Annotated in this window: 12 protein-coding genes; 4 read left to right on the forward strand and 8 right to left on the reverse strand. The window is 54.3% G+C overall.

From position 1 onward, the window contains the following. Positions 1–150: 150 nt before the first annotated feature. The 6 genes from pgm to ACNRUY_RS00955 all read right to left on the reverse strand — a co-directional run bounded on the left by pgm (position 151) and on the right by ACNRUY_RS00955 (position 10,207). Positions 151–1,809, reverse strand: a complete 1,659-nt coding sequence (gene pgm, locus ACNRUY_RS00930; protein ID WP_488109759.1) for a phosphoglucomutase (alpha-D-glucose-1,6-bisphosphate-dependent) — start codon at positions 1,807–1,809, stop codon at positions 151–153. Between the two features lie 269 nt (positions 1,810–2,078). After that, a complete protein-coding gene (glgX, locus tag ACNRUY_RS00935; protein ID WP_488109760.1) occupies positions 2,079–4,220 on the reverse strand; it encodes a glycogen debranching protein GlgX in 2,142 nt (713 codons plus the stop codon). 147 nt (positions 4,221–4,367) lie between these two features. Beyond that, positions 4,368–6,638 carry a 1,4-alpha-glucan branching protein GlgB gene (glgB, locus tag ACNRUY_RS00940; RefSeq protein WP_488109761.1) on the reverse strand — a complete coding sequence of 757 codons (2,271 nt, stop codon included), beginning with the start codon at positions 6,636–6,638 and terminating at the stop codon, positions 4,368–4,370. A 17-nt stretch (positions 6,639–6,655) separates the two neighbouring features. Continuing rightward, positions 6,656–9,121, reverse strand: a complete 2,466-nt coding sequence (locus ACNRUY_RS00945; RefSeq protein ID WP_488109762.1) for a glycogen/starch/alpha-glucan phosphorylase — start codon at positions 9,119–9,121, stop codon at positions 6,656–6,658. A gap of 149 nt (positions 9,122–9,270) precedes the next feature. Then, complete coding sequence (locus ACNRUY_RS00950) at positions 9,271–9,603, reverse strand: TehB family protein (RefSeq protein ID WP_488109763.1); 333 nt, start codon at positions 9,601–9,603, stop codon at positions 9,271–9,273. Positions 9,604–9,631: 28 nt separating this feature from the next. Beyond that, entirely contained in the window at positions 9,632–10,207 is a 576-nt protein-coding gene (locus tag ACNRUY_RS00955; RefSeq protein ID WP_488109764.1) for a class I SAM-dependent methyltransferase, read from the reverse strand. A gap of 200 nt (positions 10,208–10,407) precedes the next feature. Between ACNRUY_RS00955 and norR the strand changes: the two genes are divergently transcribed. Then, on the forward strand, positions 10,408–11,958 hold the full coding sequence (gene norR / locus ACNRUY_RS00960) for a nitric oxide reductase transcriptional regulator NorR (protein WP_488109765.1): 1,551 nt from the start codon (positions 10,408–10,410) through the stop codon (positions 11,956–11,958). 298 nt (positions 11,959–12,256) lie between these two features. On the opposite strand, the gene torS is transcribed toward norR, so the two are convergent. After that, positions 12,257–15,187, reverse strand: a complete 2,931-nt coding sequence (torS, locus tag ACNRUY_RS00965) for a TMAO reductase system sensor histidine kinase/response regulator TorS (protein WP_488109766.1) — start codon at positions 15,185–15,187, stop codon at positions 12,257–12,259. 173 nt (positions 15,188–15,360) lie between these two features. On the opposite strand from torS, the gene torT reads away from it, so the two are divergent. Then, complete coding sequence (torT, locus tag ACNRUY_RS00970; RefSeq protein ID WP_488109767.1) at positions 15,361–16,491, forward strand: TMAO reductase system periplasmic protein TorT; 1,131 nt, start codon at positions 15,361–15,363, stop codon at positions 16,489–16,491. On the opposite strand, the gene torR is transcribed toward torT, so the two are convergent. Continuing rightward, positions 16,464–17,192: a two-component system response regulator TorR gene (gene torR / locus ACNRUY_RS00975; protein ID WP_488109768.1), complete on the reverse strand. Its 729-nt coding sequence runs from the start codon at positions 17,190–17,192 to the stop codon at positions 16,464–16,466. The two genes, torT and torR, sit on opposite strands and share 28 nt — an antisense overlap. Positions 17,193–17,430: 238 nt before the next feature. Here torR and torC point away from each other — a divergent pair, with 238 nt between their 5' ends. Both torC and torA read left to right on the forward strand, forming a co-directional pair. Further along, positions 17,431–18,594, forward strand: a complete 1,164-nt coding sequence (torC, locus tag ACNRUY_RS00980) for a pentaheme c-type cytochrome TorC (RefSeq protein WP_488109769.1) — start codon at positions 17,431–17,433, stop codon at positions 18,592–18,594. A gap of 130 nt (positions 18,595–18,724) precedes the next feature. Then, positions 18,725–21,214, forward strand: coding sequence for a trimethylamine-N-oxide reductase TorA (gene torA / locus ACNRUY_RS00985; RefSeq protein ID WP_488109770.1), 2,490 nt, complete (start codon positions 18,725–18,727; stop codon positions 21,212–21,214). The last annotated feature ends 11 nt before the right edge of the window (positions 21,215–21,225 follow it).

The following is a 21,225-nucleotide window of genomic DNA, read 5'->3' on the forward strand; positions in this document are numbered from 1 at the left end:
TGGTCTTAAGGTCTGAAAAACAGCGTCATCCCTGACCGGCTTCTGCCTGATTTATTGTTGGACATTAAAGTCCTTCACCGGCATACAGCATCCTGAGTGAGAGCCAGGGCCTTTCCCCCCTTCTACAGCCCTGGTCGTTTTTATCGAGAGTTACACTCCGTTCGCCTTGAACACATCCGCCACCATGGATTGGGCCTCCTGCTGGAGAGACGACAGGTGTTCAGAGCCTTCAAAGCTTTCTGCATAGATTTTATAAACGGCTTCGGTACCGGACGGCCGGGCTGCAAACCAGCCCCGGTCGGTCACTACCTTAAGCCCGCCAATGCCAGCGCCATTGCCGGGAGCATGGGTCAGCTTGGCAACAATGGGATCCCCTGCCAGCCGGTCCGCGGTTACCTGGTCCGGGCTCAATGCCGACAGTACCTTTTTCTGCTGGCTATTGGCTTCCGCCTGAATCCGCTCATAGACGGGTGCACCAAAGCGAGCGGTCAGATCCTGATAATGCTCACCCGGGTCTTTGCCGGTGACCGCAGTAATCTCTGCCGCCAGCAGTGCCATAATGAAACCGTCCTTGTCGGTACACCAGGTTCCCCCATCCCGGCGAAGGAAGCAGCCCCCGGCACTCTCTTCCCCACCAAAGGCCATGGAGCCGTTGGACAGGCCATCCACAAACCATTTAAAGCCCACGGGAACTTCACACACCTGACGTCCCAGTCCCTGGGCTACCCGGTCAATCATGGCGCTGGAAACCAGCGTCTTGCCAATCAGGGCGGATTCGCTCCATTGGGGGCGGTGGGTGTAGAGATAATTGATGGCTACGGCCAGGTAATGGTTTGGGTTCAGCAACCCATGACCCCGGGTAACAATGCCATGGCGATCAAAGTCAGGGTCATTGCCAAAAGCAATGTCAAAGTCATCTTTCAAGTTGATCAGCCCCGCCATGGCACAGGCGGATGAGCAATCCATGCGGATTTTCCCATCCTTGTCCACATGCATAAACGAAAAGGTGGGGTCAATTTTCTGGCTGACCAGTTTCAGGTCAAGCCCGTAACGCTCGGCAATGGGTTCCCAGAAATGCAGACCGGAACCCCCCAGGGGATCAACCCCGATCTTGAGCCCGGCACCGGCAATGGCATCCATATCCAGCACCTGCTTGAGGTCTTCTACATAGGGCCGGATATAATCATGCTCATGAACCTGACCGGATGTCAGTGCCTGGGCAAAGGGCATCCGCCTGACACTGGAAAGATTGCCCGCAATCAGCTCATTGGCCCGCTGCTCCACCCAACGAGTGATATCAGTCCCTGCCGGGCCCCCATGAGGCGGGTTGTATTTAAAGCCACCGTCTTCCGGTGGATTATGGGACGGAGTAATCACCACCCCATCGGCCAGCCTGCTTTCTCCCCGGGCCCCATGATCCCGATTCCAGGAAACAATGGCGTGGGAGATAACCGGAGTCGGGGTATAGCTTCGCCCCTCGTGAATCATTACATCCAGGCCGTTGGCAGCAAAAACCTCCACCGCACTGATCAGGGCGGGTTCAGACAGGGCATGGGTATCCATACCCACAAAGATCGGCCCTTCAATACCCTGCTGCTTCCGGTACTCACAGATCGCCTGGCTCACCGCCAGAATGTGTGCTTCATTAAAGGAGCCATTGGAGGAAGTCCCCCGATGCCCTGAGGTTCCAAAGGCCACCCGCTGGGCAGCCGCTTCCGGGTCTGGCTGAAACGTATAGTAATCACTGACCAGGCGTGGGATATTGGCCAGAAGCTCATCAGTTGCAGGTTGGCCTGCTAGCGGATGCATAGCTTTTCCTCAAAAACGTTCTAAATCGATAACGGCATACCGTGCTCAGATTAATCCGATAACCACCCGTTTTTTCTGTGGCCCGCAGCCCCACAACCAGAGACAACAAACAACAACCTCACAGAAATTACCGATAGCCAACAGGATTAACAACAAAACACCAGTACAAAAATGAATTTATGTGCTCACCTTAACCCCTATTATCCCTTAACGCACCGTCGGTTATTACCCATTCAAAAACCAGCAATCCACAAGAGATAATAAAGGGTTTATCCTGCCAGCTCTTCAATCACAATCACACTGTTTTCCGGCACTTCCCACCAGCCTTTATTCAGCACCACCTCAGGTTGAAATGCGTCTTCAGCATGGGTATCCAGAACTTTATGCCATCGGGAATGGCCGGCGTAATCCGGGAAGGTAAACCGCTGGGCAAAGGATTCGTTATTCATCAGCAAAAGCAGTGTCGGCTGGCTGTTTTCAGGACACCGGTATCGAACCACCAGAGAGAGCCCTCTTTCCTCCGGAAGGCTTGCCTCTGTCAGGGGGATTCCCTGGGCAGTGAACCACTCCATCACCGGCATCAACCGGGAGCCCTGGTCACCGAAGCCAAGCAGAGGATGCTCTTTACGAAATCCGATCAAGCCCTCAACAAAGCGATGCAGGGAACGAGCATCCTCAAAAGCTGGCTCTCTATTGCCTGAAGGCTCTTTCAGCCAGGACCAGTCAACCCAGCCCACCGGGTTATCCTGGCAGTAAACATTGTTATTCCCGTGCTGACTGTTGCCAAACTCGTCACCAGCCATGAACATCGGAATACTGCGGGAAAACATCAAAGTGGTCAGCATATTGCGCCGGACACATAATCGCTTCTGCCGAATGGACGGATCGTCAGACTGACCTTCTACACCATAGTTCCACGACAGGTTGTGTTGATCACCATCCCGGTTATCCTCGCCATTGGCCAGGTTATGGCGGTGCTCGTAGGAAACCAGATCGTTCAGGGTAAAGCCGTCATGGCTGCAGATATAGTTAACACTGCCCGCTGGCCGGTGATTTCCAAACAGGTCCCTGGAACCCACCAGCCGCCATGCCAGGTCCACCACCCGGTCTTTATCCCCCCTCCAGAAGGCGCGTATGCCACTGCGATACCGGTCGTTCCATTCCTGCCAGCCTGCCGGAAAAGCGGTCAGGCGGTAGCCATCAGGCCCCAGATCCCAAGGCTCCGCAATCATCTGCCGACTGGACAGCACCGGATCCTGAAAAACCGCCTGGAAAAAAGCACTGCCACCGTCAAACTGACGGTGCCTGCGGGCCATGGTGGGCGCCAGATCAAAACGAAAACCGTCGATCTGGTAATGCTCCGCCCAGTATCGAAGACTGTCCATAACCAGCTTCAGGGAGTGGGGGGAATCAAAATTCAGCGAATTACCACAGCCGCTGTAATTGGCGGCCACCAGATGGCCTCCATTATGATCCAGCAGGTAATACTCCTTTTCTGCCAGCCCTCTCAGGCTGAGAGATGGACCCTCGGAGCCCGCCTCACAGGTATGGTTATAAACCACGTCCATCACCACCCGGATACCGGCCCGATGCAGCTCTCGAACCATTGTCTTTAACTCAGACACCGGATCAGTAATGGCATAAGAAGGCTCTGGTGCCATAAAACAGAGCGGGTTATACCCCCAGTAGTTTTTCAATCCGAGTTTGTGAAGCCTGGGCTCACTGAGAAAACTGGTGACAGGCAATAACTCCAGGGTATTGATGCCCAGAGACTTCAGGTAGGCAATCACAACCGGGTGACTCATGCCCAGATAAGTGCCCCGAAGGTGCTCAGGCACCCCGGGGTGCTGCATGGTAAATCCCTTCAGGTGCGCTTCGTAGATGATGCTGTCCTCTGCCTTCAGGGAGGGACGTTCAACCCCCTGCCAGTCAAACACATCATCACGTACCACAGAGCGAGGCACCAGAGAAGCATTGTCGTCTTTATTGAGATACCAGCTACCCCGGTCTTTTCCGGAATAGTCATACACAGCGCTCTGCCAGTTGACTCTGCCTTTTACTTCCCTGGCGTAAGGGTCCATCAGCAATTGATGGGGGTTGAAACGCAGCCCCTCATCGGGAGCCCAGCGGCCTTCAGCCCTGAACCCATACTCCTGACCTTCGGCAAGGTGGCTGACCAGCAAAGTCCAGATCCCCTTTTCCGGCCCGACCATGGGAAGCCGGTGCTCATCACCCGCCCTGTTGAAAAGACAAAGAGAAACACCGGTAGCCTCAGGGGCATAAAGGGCAAAATTGACGCCAAAGGCCTCAGCTGCATTGACCGGGTTCAGCTGCTGATCAACAAAGTTCGCCCCAAGAAAACGACAGGTGCCCTGCCCGAAGGATTCCGTTCTGATCTGTGGATCTGTCATAAGCCTGCTTGACTGCTATAGGTCGCTTGAAACAGGATCATGATAATGGGATACGTATCTGTTTACTATGAATACACTGTGACCACAGGCTGAGATTGACCGGTGACTCTTCAAAAGAGCCAGATAGATTTACACTGCAGCCTTTATTTATCTGTCGGGGCTGAGAAGCAGGGTCGCCAGAGGCGGCAACGTTAACACCAGCGACTGCTGCTGCTGATGCATTGCAACCCCTTCGGAATCAATACTCTCATTGATCACACCACTGCCCTGATACTCAACCCTGTCCGTATTGAATATTTCCCGCCAACGGCCCGCCACCGGGACTCCCACCCGATAATGATGGCGTACAACAGGCGTCATATTACAGATCACCACCACCGGCTGGGCCTTACAGGAAGCCCGACAGAAGGCAAACACTGACTGGTCACGGTCATCAATAATCAACCACTGGAACCCTCCCGGGTCATAGTCCGAACGCCAGAGTGCCGGGGAAGATTGATAACAACCATTCAGCTCCCGCACCATGCGGTTGAGACCCTGGGCATAGGCACTGCTCTGAAGCAGAGGCCAGTCCAGCTCACTATCGTGGTTCCACTCCTTTCTGGAGCCGATTTCAGCCCCCATGAACAACAGCTTTTTCCCCGGATGGCCATACATGAAGCCATAATAGGCCCGAAGATTAGCGTACTGCTGCCACTCATCCCCGGGCATCTTACCCAGCAGTGAACCTTTCCCATGCACCACTTCATCGTGGGAAAGGGCCAGTATGAAATGCTCACTGTAGAAGTAGACCATGCTGAACAGAATCTGATCATGGTGGTAACACCGGTGCTCCGGGTATCGTGCCATATAAGCCAGGGAGTCGTGCATCCAGCCCATATTCCATTTGTAACCAAACCCAAGTCCATTGTCGTAAGTTGGCTGTGAGACATCGGGCCAGCTGGTGGACTCTTCCGCAATCATCATGCAATCCGGGAAGTGCAGATAAACGGCCTCATTCAACTCTTTGATGAACTCCACAGCCTCCAGATGTTCATTCCCTCCCAGGATATTGGGTTCCCATTCCCCCTCATTTCTTGAGTAGTCGAGATAAAGCATGGAGGCCACCGCATCCACCCGGAGCCCATCCACATGAAACTGCTCAAACCAGTAAAGGGCGTTGCTGATCAGGTAGTGCCTGACTTCCGGGCGGCCATAATCATAAATGAACGTCTGCCAGTCAGGGTGCCAGCCACGCCGGGGGTCTTCGTATTCATAAAGTGCCGTACCATCAAACCGGGCCAGCCCATGACTGTCACTGGGAAAGTGGGCCGGCACCCAGTCCAGGATTACACCGATGCCTTCACGGTGGCACTGGTCAATAAACGCCTTGAAATCATCGGGGGTTCCATAACGGCTGGTGGCTGCATATAAGCCCACCGGCTGATATCCCCAGGATCCCGTGAAAGGGTGCTCATGAACAGGGAGGCACTCGATATGGGTAAACCCCATGGTCTTTACATAGGGAATCAACTCCCGGGCCAGCTCCCGATAACTCAACACAGCCCCATCCTTTTTCTTCCATGAGCCAAGGTGAACCTCATAGATACTGACCGGACGATCCATTCCCGAGTGACTGTGCCAACTGCGGCTTTGCCAGTCATAGCCACCGGGGTCATAAACAATAGAAGCATTGCCCGGGGCTTGCTCAGCGTAAGCCTCAAAAGGGTCGGCTTTATGGGGTAGCAGCTCTCCCTGCTGATTCTTCAACTCGAATTTATAAAGCTCGCCTTCTTTGACTCCCGGAATAAACAACCGCCAGATACCGGTATCACTGCTGGCCATCTGATGAAAGCGTCCATCCCAGTGATTAAAAGAACCAATAATGCTGACACTGCGGGCATTGGGGGCATAAACCCGGAACATCACCCCCTTGACACCTTCCCCCATATCCTCCGCCCACGACAACTGACTCCCTCTTTTTTCCAGGAGCGGCACTGACACCCGATGCGACCCAAGCTGGCGGAACAGCCAGTAAGGTTCAATATCCGGTTCTGCCCGGCAGAATGCCTCAAACTGATAGGGGTCCAGAACTTCAAAAACATGCTGCTGGGCGTTGGTCACCAGCAGTCGATATGAGACAGCAGCAGTACAGTTGGGCATAACCAGCTCAAACAGCCCCGGAGAGATACCCTCAGCCTCTCCCAGCAACTGTCCTGTGCTCTGCTCATAAACCTCCAGCCGGGTGGCATCAGGCCGCCAGAGTCTCAACAGCATACCCGGCCCAAATACATTCCGGTGCCACCCCAGAATGTCAAAAGGCCTGGCGCACCGGGTGTTCAAAAGATCCTCCACCAGACGATCCCTTTGCTCCGGGTCCACCGTTTTTTTTTCAGGTAGCTTTTTATCTGATCGCTTTTTATCAAATGACTTGGCCATAGCCATCTTTACCTGGTTCAGTGGATATTCCAGATTGTCCGGCAATAGTCAGCAATGGAACGATCTGATGAAAAGCGCCCCATGGAAGCCGTGTTGATAATGGCCATCCGCCACCAGCGGGAAGGCTCTTTCCAGGCTTCAACAATCCGGCTGTGGGCGTCACTGTAGGATTGATAGTCCGCCAGGGTTAGAAAATAATCGGAATCCAGCAGGGATTGCACCAGGGGGCGAAACGCATCCGCTTCATCCGGGCAAAGGTCACCGGACGCCAGCCAGTCAATCACCGCCCGAAGTTCATCGTGCTGATTATAAATATCCCTTGGATCGTACCCCCGCTGACGAAGCTCACTGACCTCTTCCACCGTCTTGCCAAAAATAAAGATATTGTCATTCCCCACCTCCTCGGCAATTTCTACGTTGGCACCATCCAGCGTTCCCACCGTCAGGGCACCGTTCAATGCCATCTTCATATTCCCTGTGCCCGAGGCTTCAAAGCCGGCGGTGGAAATCTGTTCAGACACATCCGCGGCGGGAATGATTTTTTCTGCCAGACTGACCCGGTAATTGGGCAGGAAGACCACTTTCAGCTTGTCCCGGATCCGCCGATCACTGTTGACCCTTTCAGCCAGGCGGTTGATGGCATGAATAATGGTTTTTGCTACCAGGTACCCCGGGGCGGCCTTGGCGCCAAAAATAAACACCCGGGGAGGCACGTCCAGGTCAGGGTTCTCCAGCAGGCGACGGTACAACGCCATAATGTGCAAAAGGTTCAACTGCTGCCGCTTGTATTCGTGCAACCGTTTGATCTGCACATCAAAAATGGCTTCTGCCTGCACTTTGATATTGCACAGCTCATCTATGACACGGGATAAACGGCGTTTGTTTTCCAGTTTGATACGGGCAAACGCTTCCTGGAAGCCAGGATCATCCGCTTTGTTGCGCAATCCCTTCAGCTCCTCAAGCCGACTCCGCCAGTCCCCTTTCAGGGTCTGGTCAATCAACCCGGCAAGGGTAGAGTTGCAATGAGCCAGCCAGCGACGTGGCGTCACCCCGTTGGTCACATTGACAATCTTATCCGGCCAGAGCTGATTAAATTCCGCAAACAGGTGCTCCTTAACCAGCCGAGAGTGCAGGGCAGCCACACCGTTGACCTTGTGACTGCCGATAACAGAAAGGTAAGCCATGCGCACCATCTGGGGATCTGCCGGATTGGCTGGCTCTTCTATAATCGACAGCCGACGCTTCATAGAGTTGTCGCCGGGCCAGTGCTGTTCCACTTCATGGTGAAGGAAGTGGTAGTTGATCATATGAATTAACTGCATATGCCTGGGCAGCACCCTGGCAATCAATCCCTGGGGCCATTTTTCCAGGGCTTCCGGCAACAGCGTGTGGTTGGTATAACAGAACACTTTCCGACAGACTTCCAGAGCTCTGGTGAAAACGAAATCCTCATCGTCCATCAGGATTCTCATCAACTCGGGAATGGCAATGGCTGGATGAGTGTCGTTTAACTGAATCACGACCTTATCGGCAAAATCGTCCCCCCAATTATCCCGATCACTGTTCTCTCTTTTGTAACGTTCAATCAGATCTGCCAGGGAACAGGCCACGAAAAAATACTGCTGAATCAGCCGGAGCTCCTTCCCTTCCGGATGGTTATCATTGGGATACAGCACCTGACTGATGTTTTCTGCCAGAATTTCCCGAAACCGGGAATCCTGATAACGGCCGGCGTCAAAACTGCTGAGATCAAACCCTTCGGTGGCCCTTCCCTCCCAGAGACGCAGGGTGTTCACCTTTTCCGTGTTATAACCGGTTACGGGAACATCCCAGGGCATGCCCAGCACTTCCTGGGCTTTCTCCCAGACCGCCTTTCCCGCCCGCTCAGTCACCTGCCCATAGAGCTTGATAACCTGCTTCCGCTTGGGCCTTTCAATGCCCCAGGGACAGCTGTCTTCTCTCCAGGCATCCGGACTCTCAACCTGTCGTCCACCCACAAAGCTCTGCTTGAACAGACCAAACCGGTAGTTGATGCCATAGCCGAATGAGGAAACGTTGAGGGTGGTCAGAGAGTCCAGAAAGCAGGCCGCCAGACGACCAAGGCCACCATTACCCAGAGCCGGATCTGCTTCATACTCAAGCACATCCAGAAGGTTGACACCCAGATTCGCCATGGCCTCTTCCGCCTGGGGATAAATCCCCAGGTTATGAAGATTGTTGCCCAGCAACCTTCCTACCAGGAATTCCAGGGAGAGGTAATAGACTCTCCGGGAATGACTCTCGCTTTCCTCCCGCCGGGTAGCCCGGGTTCGATCCAGGTTGATCTCACGAACCAGAAGGCTCAGGGCTTCCCAGTATTCCGCCGGCCCGGCTTCCCCGGCCTCCATTCCCAGAGACTGCTCCAGGTGACGGCGAATGCCTTCCTCAACCTCTGAAGCATCAAGATTCTGAACCCTGTCCAGATCAACTTGCATTCTGCTCATATCAAAAGGCCTCTTAATACCTTTTTGGGTGCCTGAATGTTTCAGATTTCAGAATGGCCTTCAGCATGGTTCGTAGTGGTGAGGATTTCCAGTTTATGAAAGAGATAAAAAGAGCCAGTTTCCCGGACGGGTTCCAGACTCTGCTTCAACTACTTTGAAGAATACAGCGCCCCCTTTTTTTCATTGGCCGACCAGAAGTTAATATTGAACTGAGCATCATCACTCAGCTCGACCCGGTGCCAATACTGAGGTGGGCTTGTGGCAAACTGCCCTGCACGTATAACCACCGTCACTTCCGGCTCGTGGGTTTCAGCATCAGGAAAACCATAATAGGTCACAGTGCCTTCCATAACGCACAGCTGACCAAAAACCCCTTCTGCCGTGTTGTGATGGGAAAGCAACGCCGCCGGCACAGTCTTTTTGGTGAAAAAAGGGGTTGAGCGCTGAACAGTCCAGTCTTCGGGGATTCTTTGATGAGTCATAATAAGTTCCTGTTGGTCAGTGAAAAAATCAGGCAGTGTGGGGTTTACAGAAGCGAAGAATGTAATGATCCGGACAACCCGTCACATCCATCGCTACCACGTTAAAACCGGCAGAAGTGACTTCATTCACCGCCTGTTGAGGCGTGACCCGGGCATGGCTTCCCCGGAAGTCAACAAACACTATCTCGGTAGTCGGCTCTACCTGTTGATACATATTCGTCAGGAACAGGTTCCGTTCTTTAATAAACCGGTAGACATTGGCGAGAAACACCACATCCACACCTTCGGGAAGGCAGGGGTTTGTGTGTTCGCTACGCCCGATTTCAATATTACTTCGCTGTTCTTTGGTAAATCGCCGGTCCATATAGCGAATCATGTTGGGTTCAGTATCCAGTGCATAGACCCGCCCTTCAGGGAGCAGATCGGAAAACTGGCGGGCAAAATACCCGGTACCGGCACCCACATCGGCAATCACCATATGGGGCTTAAGGTCCAGCGTTTTGAGAATATGAGATGTGTTTTGCCACTCTTCCCTGTTTTCAGAATCAAAGATTTCACTGAGCCGTTCGGCTTCAGAAAAGCTGATGGGTTTGGGTTGCACCATTGTGAATGTCTCCGGTCGAAAGGCTCAGGCTTTCATCAATATCATTGGCTAATAACTCCACTAAAGCACTGCTTGTGCCAACTTTTATTCTGTTGATATAAAAGGGCTTTACGAATACCTATTGTCATAATGACACCCTTGAAATACAGTCAAAATGACAAACAATGTGTTTTTGACTGTCAATAGAAACCCGATGAAGTATGCGTAGCCACCCTCCCGTTGACTTCACCAAACTGGCTCTTGAGATGACCTCTGGCATCTCCTCACAAGACCGTTTTGCCCGGATACTCTCCATCGTAAGGGATCTGTTTCAATGTGAAGCGTCCGCCCTGCTGATGTTTCAGGATCATCAATTTATCCCTCTGTCCATCGACGGTCTGGCCCCTGATGTGCTTGGCCGACACTTCTCGCTGGATCATCATCCCAGACTGGAAGCCATCGCCCGGGCGGGGGATATTGTTCGCTTCCCTGCCAGCAGTGACCTGCCGGATCCCTACGATGGATTGATTCCCACCCTCGAAGGTCAGCTCAAAGTCCATGCCTGTGTTGGTATGCCCCTCTCCGCCAATGAAAGGCTGATTGGTGCATTGACGATTGATGGTTTTTCACCCGACCAGTTTGACGGGTTCACGGATAATGAGCTGCGCACCGTCAGTGCCATCGTATCCGCATCACTCAACAACGCTCTGTTAATGGAGCGGCTGGAAAGCCAGACCCTGCCCTTTTCCAGCCCGCAACCGACCCACCCGGTTTCATCTTGTCTGAACCAGGATACCCGGATGATCGGCCAGTCTGTCTCCATGCAGGCACTGAACAAAGAAATTGAAATGGTTGCCGGTACCGATATGACCGCATTGATCCTGGGTGAAACCGGCACAGGCAAAGAGCTGGTTGCCGGAGCCATCCACAATCAATCCGCCCGGTCCGGGAAACCCATGATTTATCTGAACTGTGCGGCCTTGCCGGAAACCGTGGCGGAAAGTGAGCTGTTTGGCCATGTCAAAGGGGCCTTTACCGGTGCCATTAACCACCGAAAAGGCAAGTTTGAGCTGGCTGATGGGGGCACACTGTTTCTGGATGAAATTGGCGAGCTGTCCCTGGCCCTTCAATCCAAGCTGCTCCGCGTTCTACAGTCTGGTGATTTGCAGAGGGTGGGCGATGACAGCAACCTGAAGGTGAATACCCGCATTGTTGCAGCCACTAACCGGGACCTGAAACAGGAAGTGAAAGAAGGCCGGTTCAGGGCAGACCTTTACCACCGTCTCAGCGTATTTCCTCTCCACGTTCCCCCTCTGCGGGAGAGAGGAGAAGACGCCGTTCTTCTGTCCGGTTTTTTTATTGAGAAGTGCCGGGTCCAGCTGGGGCTTTCTCATCTCAGCCTGAGTTCATCCTGTCACAAACTCTTACTGGGTTATTCCTGGCCAGGCAATGTTCGGGAGCTGGAGCATTGTGTGCATCGTGCTGCGGTTCTGGCACGATCCCAGGCCATTGATGACTATGTCATGATTCTGCCAGAGCATTTCAATCTGCAAGGGGGGAAAGCCAGTCATGCCCTGCACAAAGAAGCCCTTGATACCGACCAGCTTCCCCCAGCGTCACTCAGCCTGCGGGAAGCCACCGACCGTTTTCAACAGCAGCTCATCACTCATCGTTTACAGGAAAGTAATAACAACTGGGCCGCAACAGCCAGGCAACTGGGTGTTGACGTGGGAAACCTGCACCGGCTGGCAAAGCGTTTAAAGCTTAAATAGTGCCGCCCAAAACGCCATCAGCCTTAGGGGCTGTTGATGTTTTGTCGTGTGCTCAGCCAAAGCCAGCGGTTTCGTGCCAAGGCGCAGTAGCGCAGGAATACCATCGTCTTTCAAGCTGCTGCAACGATGGCACGGAAGCGCTGGCTTTGGCCCTTCGGGTGGCTCGTAAAGCGGCCTTCCGACTGTGTTGAACTGGCTTGACGTAGAATAACTACGCGCTATGCCAGTTCGCCTTGCGTTAGGCCGCTTTACGAACCACTGAGCTCACGCTAAAACATCAACAGCCCCTAGTACCAACTTACTGGTCAGCTGCAGCATCGCCGACTGGTGCAAGGGTAACAAGAAATGCATCCAGGGCTTGTAGCGACTGACTGAACGTCAAAGGCAGATGTTGACACAACGGTTGCCAGGGGCCGGACGTTTTAACGGCCCTCTCGATCTCTGCAGCCTGGTGATAAAGAAGGGGGAGCCCCATACTGGCGGCAGCGCCCTTGAGCTCATGAGCTTTTCCGGCAATCCTCTCTGATTGTCCTTCTGCCTCCCCTGTGGCCCCCTGCTCTAGAGTGGCCAGAACAGACTGCGCTGTTTCCCGAAACAGCGCAACCATACGTTCAACGCCCTCCCACCCGAGCACTTCCAGATCCTCCCGGATTTGCCGGGTATTCACCAGTTCCAGGGAAGCAGGGTGATCAACCTCCCCTAAAACCGGAGCATTCTGGCCAAACTCAGCCAGAACGCGGGAAAGGTCATTCAACCGGAGAGGCTTGCATAAACAACGGTTGAGCCCGGCCTCCAGAAAACGCTTCTGATCGTCGTGAAAGGCATGGGCCGATACCGCTACCACCGGCAGGTTTTCTCCGGCAATGGCTCGAAGTTTCCCGGTCAGGTCGACTCCGTCACCGTCGGGCAAATTGATATCCATCAGAACCAGATCAAAGTGCCTGGAACGTAACAACCGGATCGCCTCCTGACAGGTTTCTGCACAATACACGGCCTGCCCCAGATGATGCAGATAACCCTCAACAACCGACCGGTTCAGGGCGTTGTCCTCTACCAGCAGAATGGTTAACTGGCACTGGGGATGAATGCTGTTTTCAACCACCTTGCAGGCTACCTTTTCCTGAAGCGCCAGGGTAAAAAAGAACCGGCTCCCCTCTCCTGGGGCACTGTCAACGTTCAGCTGGCTTCCCATAACATTCAGCAGTTTCTGGCTGATAGAAAGCCCCAGTCCGGTTCCCGGCTGTTTCAGGTTGGCCTCAAGCTGATGAAAGGCAACGAATATTTTCTCCAGACTGGCCGCTTCAATGCCTGGGCCGGTATCGAGCACCTGAAAGCAATAAGAATCTCTGGACTGACCGCCCTCACAGGCCCTTGTCATTGATACCTCAACACGGCCAGTGTGGGTGAATTTGATGGCATTACCGATCAAGTTCAGCAACACTTGTCGTATCTTTACCGCATCCCCTTCCAGCCAGGAAGGAACATCGGGACTGATCAGCAACTGCAGATCCAGCCCCTTATTCTGTGCTCTTCCGTTCATGAGCTGAACCAGTTCCTGAAGCAGTTTTCCCGGATCAAAACCGATTTTTCTTTCCTCTATCACACCCGCTTCTATTTTGGAGTAGTCCAGAACATCATTAAGAATGTCCATGAGAATTTCGCCGGAAAAGCCGATCGCATCCACATACTGTTTCTGCTGCAGGTCCAGGGACGTTTGCCTTAACAGGGTCAGCATCCCCAGCACGCCATTCATTGGAGTACGGATTTCATGGCTCATATGGGCCAGAAACCGCGTTTTCGCCTGGCTGGCCTGCTCTGCCTCTGCCCGGGCGCGGCGATGCTTCCCTGCCTCCCGGCTCAGTTCAGCATTGGCCTGGTGAAGCTGGCGGGTCCGGTCCTGCACCAGCCTCGCCAGGTTATCCCGGTGTTCCCTGAGCTCCTGTTTACTGGCTTCCTGCTGCTGTTCAAGCCGCACCTTGCTGATCGCGTTTTGGCGAAACACCTCAATGGCCGACGCCATGTCTGCCAGCTCATCCCCAAAAGAGTCTTCCGGGCAGACCGAAAAATCCCCCCTGGCCAGCTGCCCCATCACAGCAGTATGCCCAACAAGACGCCGAACCAGATGTCGATAAACCACCAGCCAGAGTATGAGCACCATGATCAGACAGGTCACAACACTCATCACCATTACCTGGAACCGGCTGCTGTCAAGGCTCTCCTTCAGCCTCCGGGTCGCCTCTATGGTCATCTCTTCGGAGTCCTGAACGACCCGGTCCGCATAACCATTCATTCGCTCAAGCAGGAAGTAGTTGGCCTTAGCCAGGCCCGTGATGGACTGGTTGATGGTCAGCATTGTTTCCATGTCATGGTAGAACTGGCCGGTTTTCTGGAGGATGTTCAAATGCTCATTCAATTTACGACGCCGGTCCGGGTCTCTCACGCTGCCGGCAAGGTTCTCCAGGGTATCCGTTATTCGCCCGTACTCCATAAGCAGTTCTGACAATTGCCCTGGAGATTGAACCTTGCCAAGCCGGGTAATCAGGTTTTGCAACTGAAAAGCACGAAGCTCAAGCGTGATCACCCGGCGTAACTGATCCACATCCTGGTCCATCAAACGATCCAGAATCCGGAAATAAGCTTCAGTGCCAAGATCGGGTGCCAGGGAGTAGAGGTTGACAATATTCGCCATGACAATGGTGTTTGAGCTGGCCACCAGAGACCGGGCCAGACCGCTGAACCCAACCACCGCATCCAGCAAATGGTGCTCCTGTATATCCAGGCGCTTCTGAAGCTGGATTCGCTCCCCCACCTGCCCACCCAGAACAGCCAGGTTACTAATCACTTCCCGGCAGGTTGTCTCAAGCTCCTGACTGCTGTCACCTTCAGAAAGCCGTTCCCCCAGTCGGGTCTGGAGAGCAATCATGCTTTGCACGGCCACCGTCAAATCCCGCCCCCTCTCCTGACGCTCTTCTTCAGTGGCACTCTCCACCAGCTCCCCTGCGGTAAAGATGATTCTTGAAGAGATATCAGACAACTGACGGGCTGTTACCAGATAGGGCAGGGTTTTCGCCATGACTTCCTCTTCCTGTGCCGCCAGCTGGTCAAACTCCCCCCAGGCAATAAGCCCCATGATAATGGTCAGCACTGCCATAATGCTGAATGAGAGAAACAGCTTCCCGCCAACCCCGAGCTTGAGGCGTTCTTTTATTTTTGCAATGGTGTTGATCATGTGACCCGGAAGAGAAAAGGCAGCAGAGAAAGACGGCTATGGTTTCCACCCATTGCCAGGATTGATTGAGCCGCTACTATGACGCCCATCGGAAACGACGTCCATAGGAATTGACCCTGATGCCCAGAGACAGGCAGACTGTTCTGTTGCTCATCCCATGCAAGGCCGGGCCCATGATTCTCTCATCAAAGGCCCGGCCATCAATGCTCCGTCTGGCAATGATTTCAGGCCTGCTGAGCTGCCTGCTATTGGCTGCCCGATATGGCTACCCCGCTACCCCGGCCTGGCCCGTTAAAGCCGCTACCCGGGCATTTGATTTCTCCTCACAACAACCCGTGAGCATCCAGCCCCTGGCCAAAAGCACCCGCCCCTGGCGCCTCTGTGCACTCTATCCTCATTTAAAAGATTCCTATTGGCTCAGTGTCAACTATGGAATGATCGGTCAGGCCCGCAAACTGGGCGTCAATATCAAAGTACTGGTCGGAAATGGTTACACGGACAGCGCTTACCAGGCGAAGCAGCTCAGTCTCTGTCAGAGCTGGCAGGCAGACGCCATTCTGCTTGGCACTGTGGGCTACGATCTGCTGGAACCGGAGGTGCAATCACTGAACCACAAGCCTCCCATCTTTGGCCTGGTCAATAATATTTCTCCCAAAGGGGTAGCGGGGAAAGTCGGCGTGAACTGGTACCAGATGGGTTACCGGGTTGGCCAGGCACTGGCCCGACGCCACCCCGCGGGCTCTGCTTCTGTCAAGGCGGCCTGGTTCTCAACCCCCACTGGCCGGGGAGGGAGTGACGTGACTTTCCAGGGGCTCAGGGATGCCCTGAAAGGCAGTGCGGTGGTGATTGCTGCAAAAGTACACGGCGATAATGACCAGGCGGTAAAGCTGGATCTCATTCATCAGGTGATGAAAAAACACCGTGACCTCAAATACCTGATCGGTGGTGCCGTGATGGCGGAGGTGGCCGTTGCCGAACTGGGCAGAAGAGGGTTAGACGACCGCATCAAAATTGTTTCCACCTACCTCAGCCACGGCGTATATCGGGGGTTGCTGCGCCATCGAATTGAGCTGGCCAGTGATGACCAGATGGTCCTTCAGGGAAGGCTTGCAGTGGACCAGGCAGTGAAATTCCTGGAGCATCGCCCCTGGGAGAAAGACCTGGGCCCGGAGATAAGAGAACTGACCCCGGACAGGGTCATGGCAGGCCTCATCATGAACCAGAGTCTGTCACCGGCCGGATGGCAGCCGGTTTATGAGGTGGTTCAGGGAGAGGTTCAGGACACCCGGGGGGTAAAAAGGTAGCCTTCCCCATGGACCGTTTTCAGCAGCACGGGCTGCCCCGGATGCTCCTCGATCTTGTGTCGCAACCGCCGCACCAGGGTATCAATGGTTCGGCCGCCAGGAAACTCACGACGGTGGCTAATTAAACTCAATAAACGTTCACGGCTTAAAACCACCCCGGGCTGGGTAGCAAAGGCCAAAAGCAATTCGTACTCAGCCCCCGTCAGCGACACCATCTGGCCGTCCCTGAGCAACTCACGGCGGCGAGTATCCAGGCAGCAGTGTTCAAAGGAGAGGGTAAAGTCCTCGCTGGCGTCGTCTTCGGGGCGGGTCTCCAGGAAAGAAGGCTGGTGTGCCCTGGAGATTCGCCAGAGCAGGTTCTTGACCCGGACCAGAAGCTCTCGAAGCTCAAAAGGCTTGACCACATAATCATCGGCCCCCATTTCAAGTCCGACCACCCGATCCACAATATCGCTGCGACCGGTCACCAGAATGATCCCCATATCCGACTGGCTCCGGAGCTGGCGGGTCAGGGAAAGTCCATCCTCCCCCGGCAGGTTGATATCCAGCATCACCAGGTCAATCGCTTGCTTCCTGAGCACTGCGAACATCTCCTCTCCCTCAGATGCCTCGCTGACCCGATACCCTTCTTTTTGAAAATACCCTGATAACCTGGCACGGGTGACCGGCTCATCTTCAACAACAAGAATATGATTACTCATCCCACGGGCATCCAGAGCTGTTTATAACATTCAATCACAGTGCCACTAGTTTACCCGGCAAAAATGAACCGGTGTTATAGGGGCTTTTCGTTACCCACTCCATTCACATCCTGTTCACATCCTCCTCACATTCATTCGCATTCCGCCACATTCTGTTCACCGCGCCTGGCAGAGGTATTCACAACGACCCGATAGAGTCCTGTGATCAATTGTATTTATGGCCCGGCGTGTAAATTGTATGAAGAGTCTCTGGCGTTTCCTAACCAGCCCCTCAGGGCGTTTCTCCGTAATCCTTCTGCTGATCACTGGAGCAGTCATTGGCCTGATCGGGCTGTTTGCTGGTCATAAAGCCCTGGAAATGACCGGTACTCTCGAGTTCTGTACCAGCTGTCACACCATGCAGCAACCCTTGAAGGAATACCGGAAATCCATTCACTACCAAAACGCCAGCGGTGTCCGGGCTGAGTGCTCGGACTGTCATATGCCAACAGAGCTGTCCGGAAAACTTGAGCGCAAACTGCTGGGGGCCAATGACGTTTTCCAGCATTTTATTACCAAATCCATTGATACGCCGGAGCTGTTTGAGGAGAAACGGCTGGAGATGGCCCAGCGCGTCTGGACACGCATGGAGGGCAACGACTCCTCCGGTTGTCGAGGCTGCCATAGCTATGAGGCGATGGACCACAGTCGTCAATCCGTCAAGGCGGCAAAAGAGATGAAGCAGGCGGCTGCAACCAACCAGACCTGTATTTCCTGCCACAAGGGCATCGCCCATGAACTTCCGGATATGAGTGGTGGCTACCGGAAAACCTTTGAAAAGCTGACCGCACAGGCCGCTACCCCACCTGCCGCCGAAACCCTTTATACCCTCACCGAGATGCCGGTTTACAAAACCGAACAGGCTTCCAAAAAAGCCGGTGCCCTGCTGCCCGCAACAGGAATAAAGGTGCTGGATCGCCACAAAAACATGCTGAACGTTGAAATTACCGGCTGGAAAGAAACCAAAGGCCGTGGACGGGTATTAACCGCATCCCCGGGGAAACGGATTCTGTCCGCCACGCTCCGGGGAACATCAGCCAGGAAAGTCAAAGTGCTCGAGTCCATCCAGGTGGAGGACACCGGGAAAGAGTGGCAGAAAGTTTCATTCAGGGGCTGGATTCACAACGAGAACCTGCTGACGGAAGTCCAGCCCATCTGGGACTACACCAGCGAACTTTACAACGCCACCTGCACCCAGTGCCATGGCGCCCCGGACATACACCACTTTACCGCCACTGAATGGATCGCCCAGCTCAAGGGCATGATGGACTTTGCCAGCCTGGACAAACGGGAAGAACGCACGCTGCTCAAATACCTGCAGGAGCATGCCTCGGACTCCGGGAACGCCCATAAGGCCCATTAATCAGTGTTGGGCCATGGCACCTGGAAGTAGCACATGGAATTGAATGTGCACCGGGAAGCCTGTCAGCCCGCCCCGCTTTCATCATCACTATCGCTCCCGGAAACAGGAAAGCTGATCGGGAGCAGGGAGAATGCCTGTGAGTAACTCCAGCTTATCTGTCAGTCGACGTCGTTTCCTGGGCGGCATGCTGGCTGGAACCGCCGCCGGAATGGTCGGTCCATCCCTGATTACCCGAAAAGCCTTTGCCGCTGAAACGACCCGGAACAACCTGACCAGTGCCACCCACTGGGGCGCTTTTCGGGCCCGGGTTGAAAAGGGCAAATTGACGGAAGTCAAACCCTTTGCCAAAGACCACTTCCCGAGCAATATGCTGATGGGGATAAGGGATGATCTCTACTCCCCGGCCCGTATCCGATACCCCATGGTACGCCTGGACTGGTTGAAAAAACGACATAACAGCGACACCTCACAGCGGGGCGACAACCGGTTTGTCCGGGTTAGCTGGGACCAGGCTCTGGATATGTTCCATGAGGAGCTGGAAAGGGTTCAGAAAACCTACGGTCCTGCAGGCCTTTACGCCGGGCACACTGGCTGGAAAGCGAACGGTCTTTACCATAACTGTATCGCTGCCATGCAACGTGCAGTAGGGCTGCACGGAACCTACGTAAAGAAAGTCGGAGACTACTCCACTGGAGCTGCCCAGACCATCCTGCCACGGGTCGTGGGATCAACCGAAGTCTACAGTCAGCAAACCTCCTGGCCGCTGGTATTGAACAACGCAAAAAACATTGTGCTGTGGGGATCCGACCCGATCAAAAACCTGCAGGCAGGCTGGAACACTCCTGACCACGATGTATACAGCTACTACCAGCAACTGAAGCAGAAGGTGGCTGACGGCAAGATCCGTGTATTCAGTGTTGACCCGGTGGTTTCCGAAACCCAGGCTTACCTGAACGCAGAGCATATTGCCATCAGGCCCCAGACCGATGTGCCCCTGATGCTGGCTATGGCCTACACCATGTACACCGAGGAGTTGTACGACGAAGACTTTGTGTATGATTACTGCGAAGGCTTTGACAAATTTACTCCCTATCTCACCGGTGAGTCCGATGGCCAGGCCAAAACCCCAGAGTGGGCCAGCAAGATTTGTGGCATTCCAGCAGACTCTATCAAAGCCCTGGCGCGGGATTTTGCCAGCCAGCGAACCCAGTTTATCGGCGGCTGGTGTGTCCAGCGTATGCACCATGGCGAACAGTGGGCCTGGATGCTGGTGGTGCTCTCGGCCATGACAGGCCAGATCGGCCTGCCCGGCGGTGGTTTCGGGTTTGGCTGGCATTACAACGGTGCCGGCGTTCCCACCCGTAAAGCCGCCAGAATCAGCGGATTTACCGGCACCGTCACCAATGCCACTCCCAAGTACCAGGGGGACTTTGGTAAATACTCCAGCACCATTCCCGTGGCCCGCTTTGTGGATGCCCTGCTGGAGCCCGGCAAAACCATCGACTTCAATGGCAAAAAGGTGACCCTCCCCCCCATCCGCATGGGCATCTTCACCGGCTGCAACCCGTTCCATCACCACCAGGACCGGAACCGGATGATCAAGGGCTGGCAAAACCTGGAAACCGTGGTTGCCATTGATCACCACTGGACCGCTACCTGCCGCTTTGCTGATATCGTATTGCCCGCCACCACTCCCTATGAACGCAACGATATCGACAACTTTGGCAATCACTCCCGGCGCGGCCTGGTGGTGATGAAGCAGCTGGTGTCTCCCCTGTTCGAGGCCCGCAACGATGTTGATATTTTTGCCGGTCTCTGCAAGCGCTTCGGCCAGGAGACCACCTTTACGGAAGGCAGGGATGAAATGGGCTGGCTGAAACACCTGTATACCCAGGCGCAGAAAAACGGGAAAAGCAGCGGGATCAAAATGCCCGGTTTTGAGGATTTCTGGGAGTCCGGCTATTTTGAATTTGACAAGGCATCTGAAAAACTGTGGGTGCGCCACAGTGAGTTCCGCAATGAACCGGAACTGGAAGCACTGGGTACCCCATCGGGGCTGATAGAGATTTACTCAGAGGCCATTGCCAGACTGGGTTACGATGACTGTCCAGCCCACCCAACCTGGATAGAACCCATAGAGCGCTCCCATGGTGGCAAAGGGTCAGATAAATACCCACTGCACCTGCAGTCCTGTCACCCTAAAGATCGGGTTCACTCCCAGCTCAATGCTGCCAAGGGCTTGCGTGAGACCTATGAAACGGCAGGACGGGAGCCCGTTTATCTGAGCCCGGCAGATGCCAGATCCCGTCATATCAAACAAGGCGACATTGTCCGCGTGTTTAATGACCGGGGCCAGGTGCTTGCAGGTGCAGTCATCAGCGAACGTTATCCTCAAGGCGTTATCCGGATTCATGAAGGTGCCTGGTATGACCCCGCTGAGGGCGGCAAAATCGGCACACTCTGCAAAAACGGTGACCCGAACGTGCTGACCATCGACCAGCCAAGCTCGCGGCTTTCCCAGGCGACCATGGCCCATACTGCCCTGGTGCAAATTGAGAAATACACCGGGCCAGTCCATGACGTCACCGCCTTTGATGGTCCGGTAACCGTCAGGGTCTGAAACCGCTTATA

The organism is Endozoicomonas sp. Z74 (assembly GCF_057680865.1).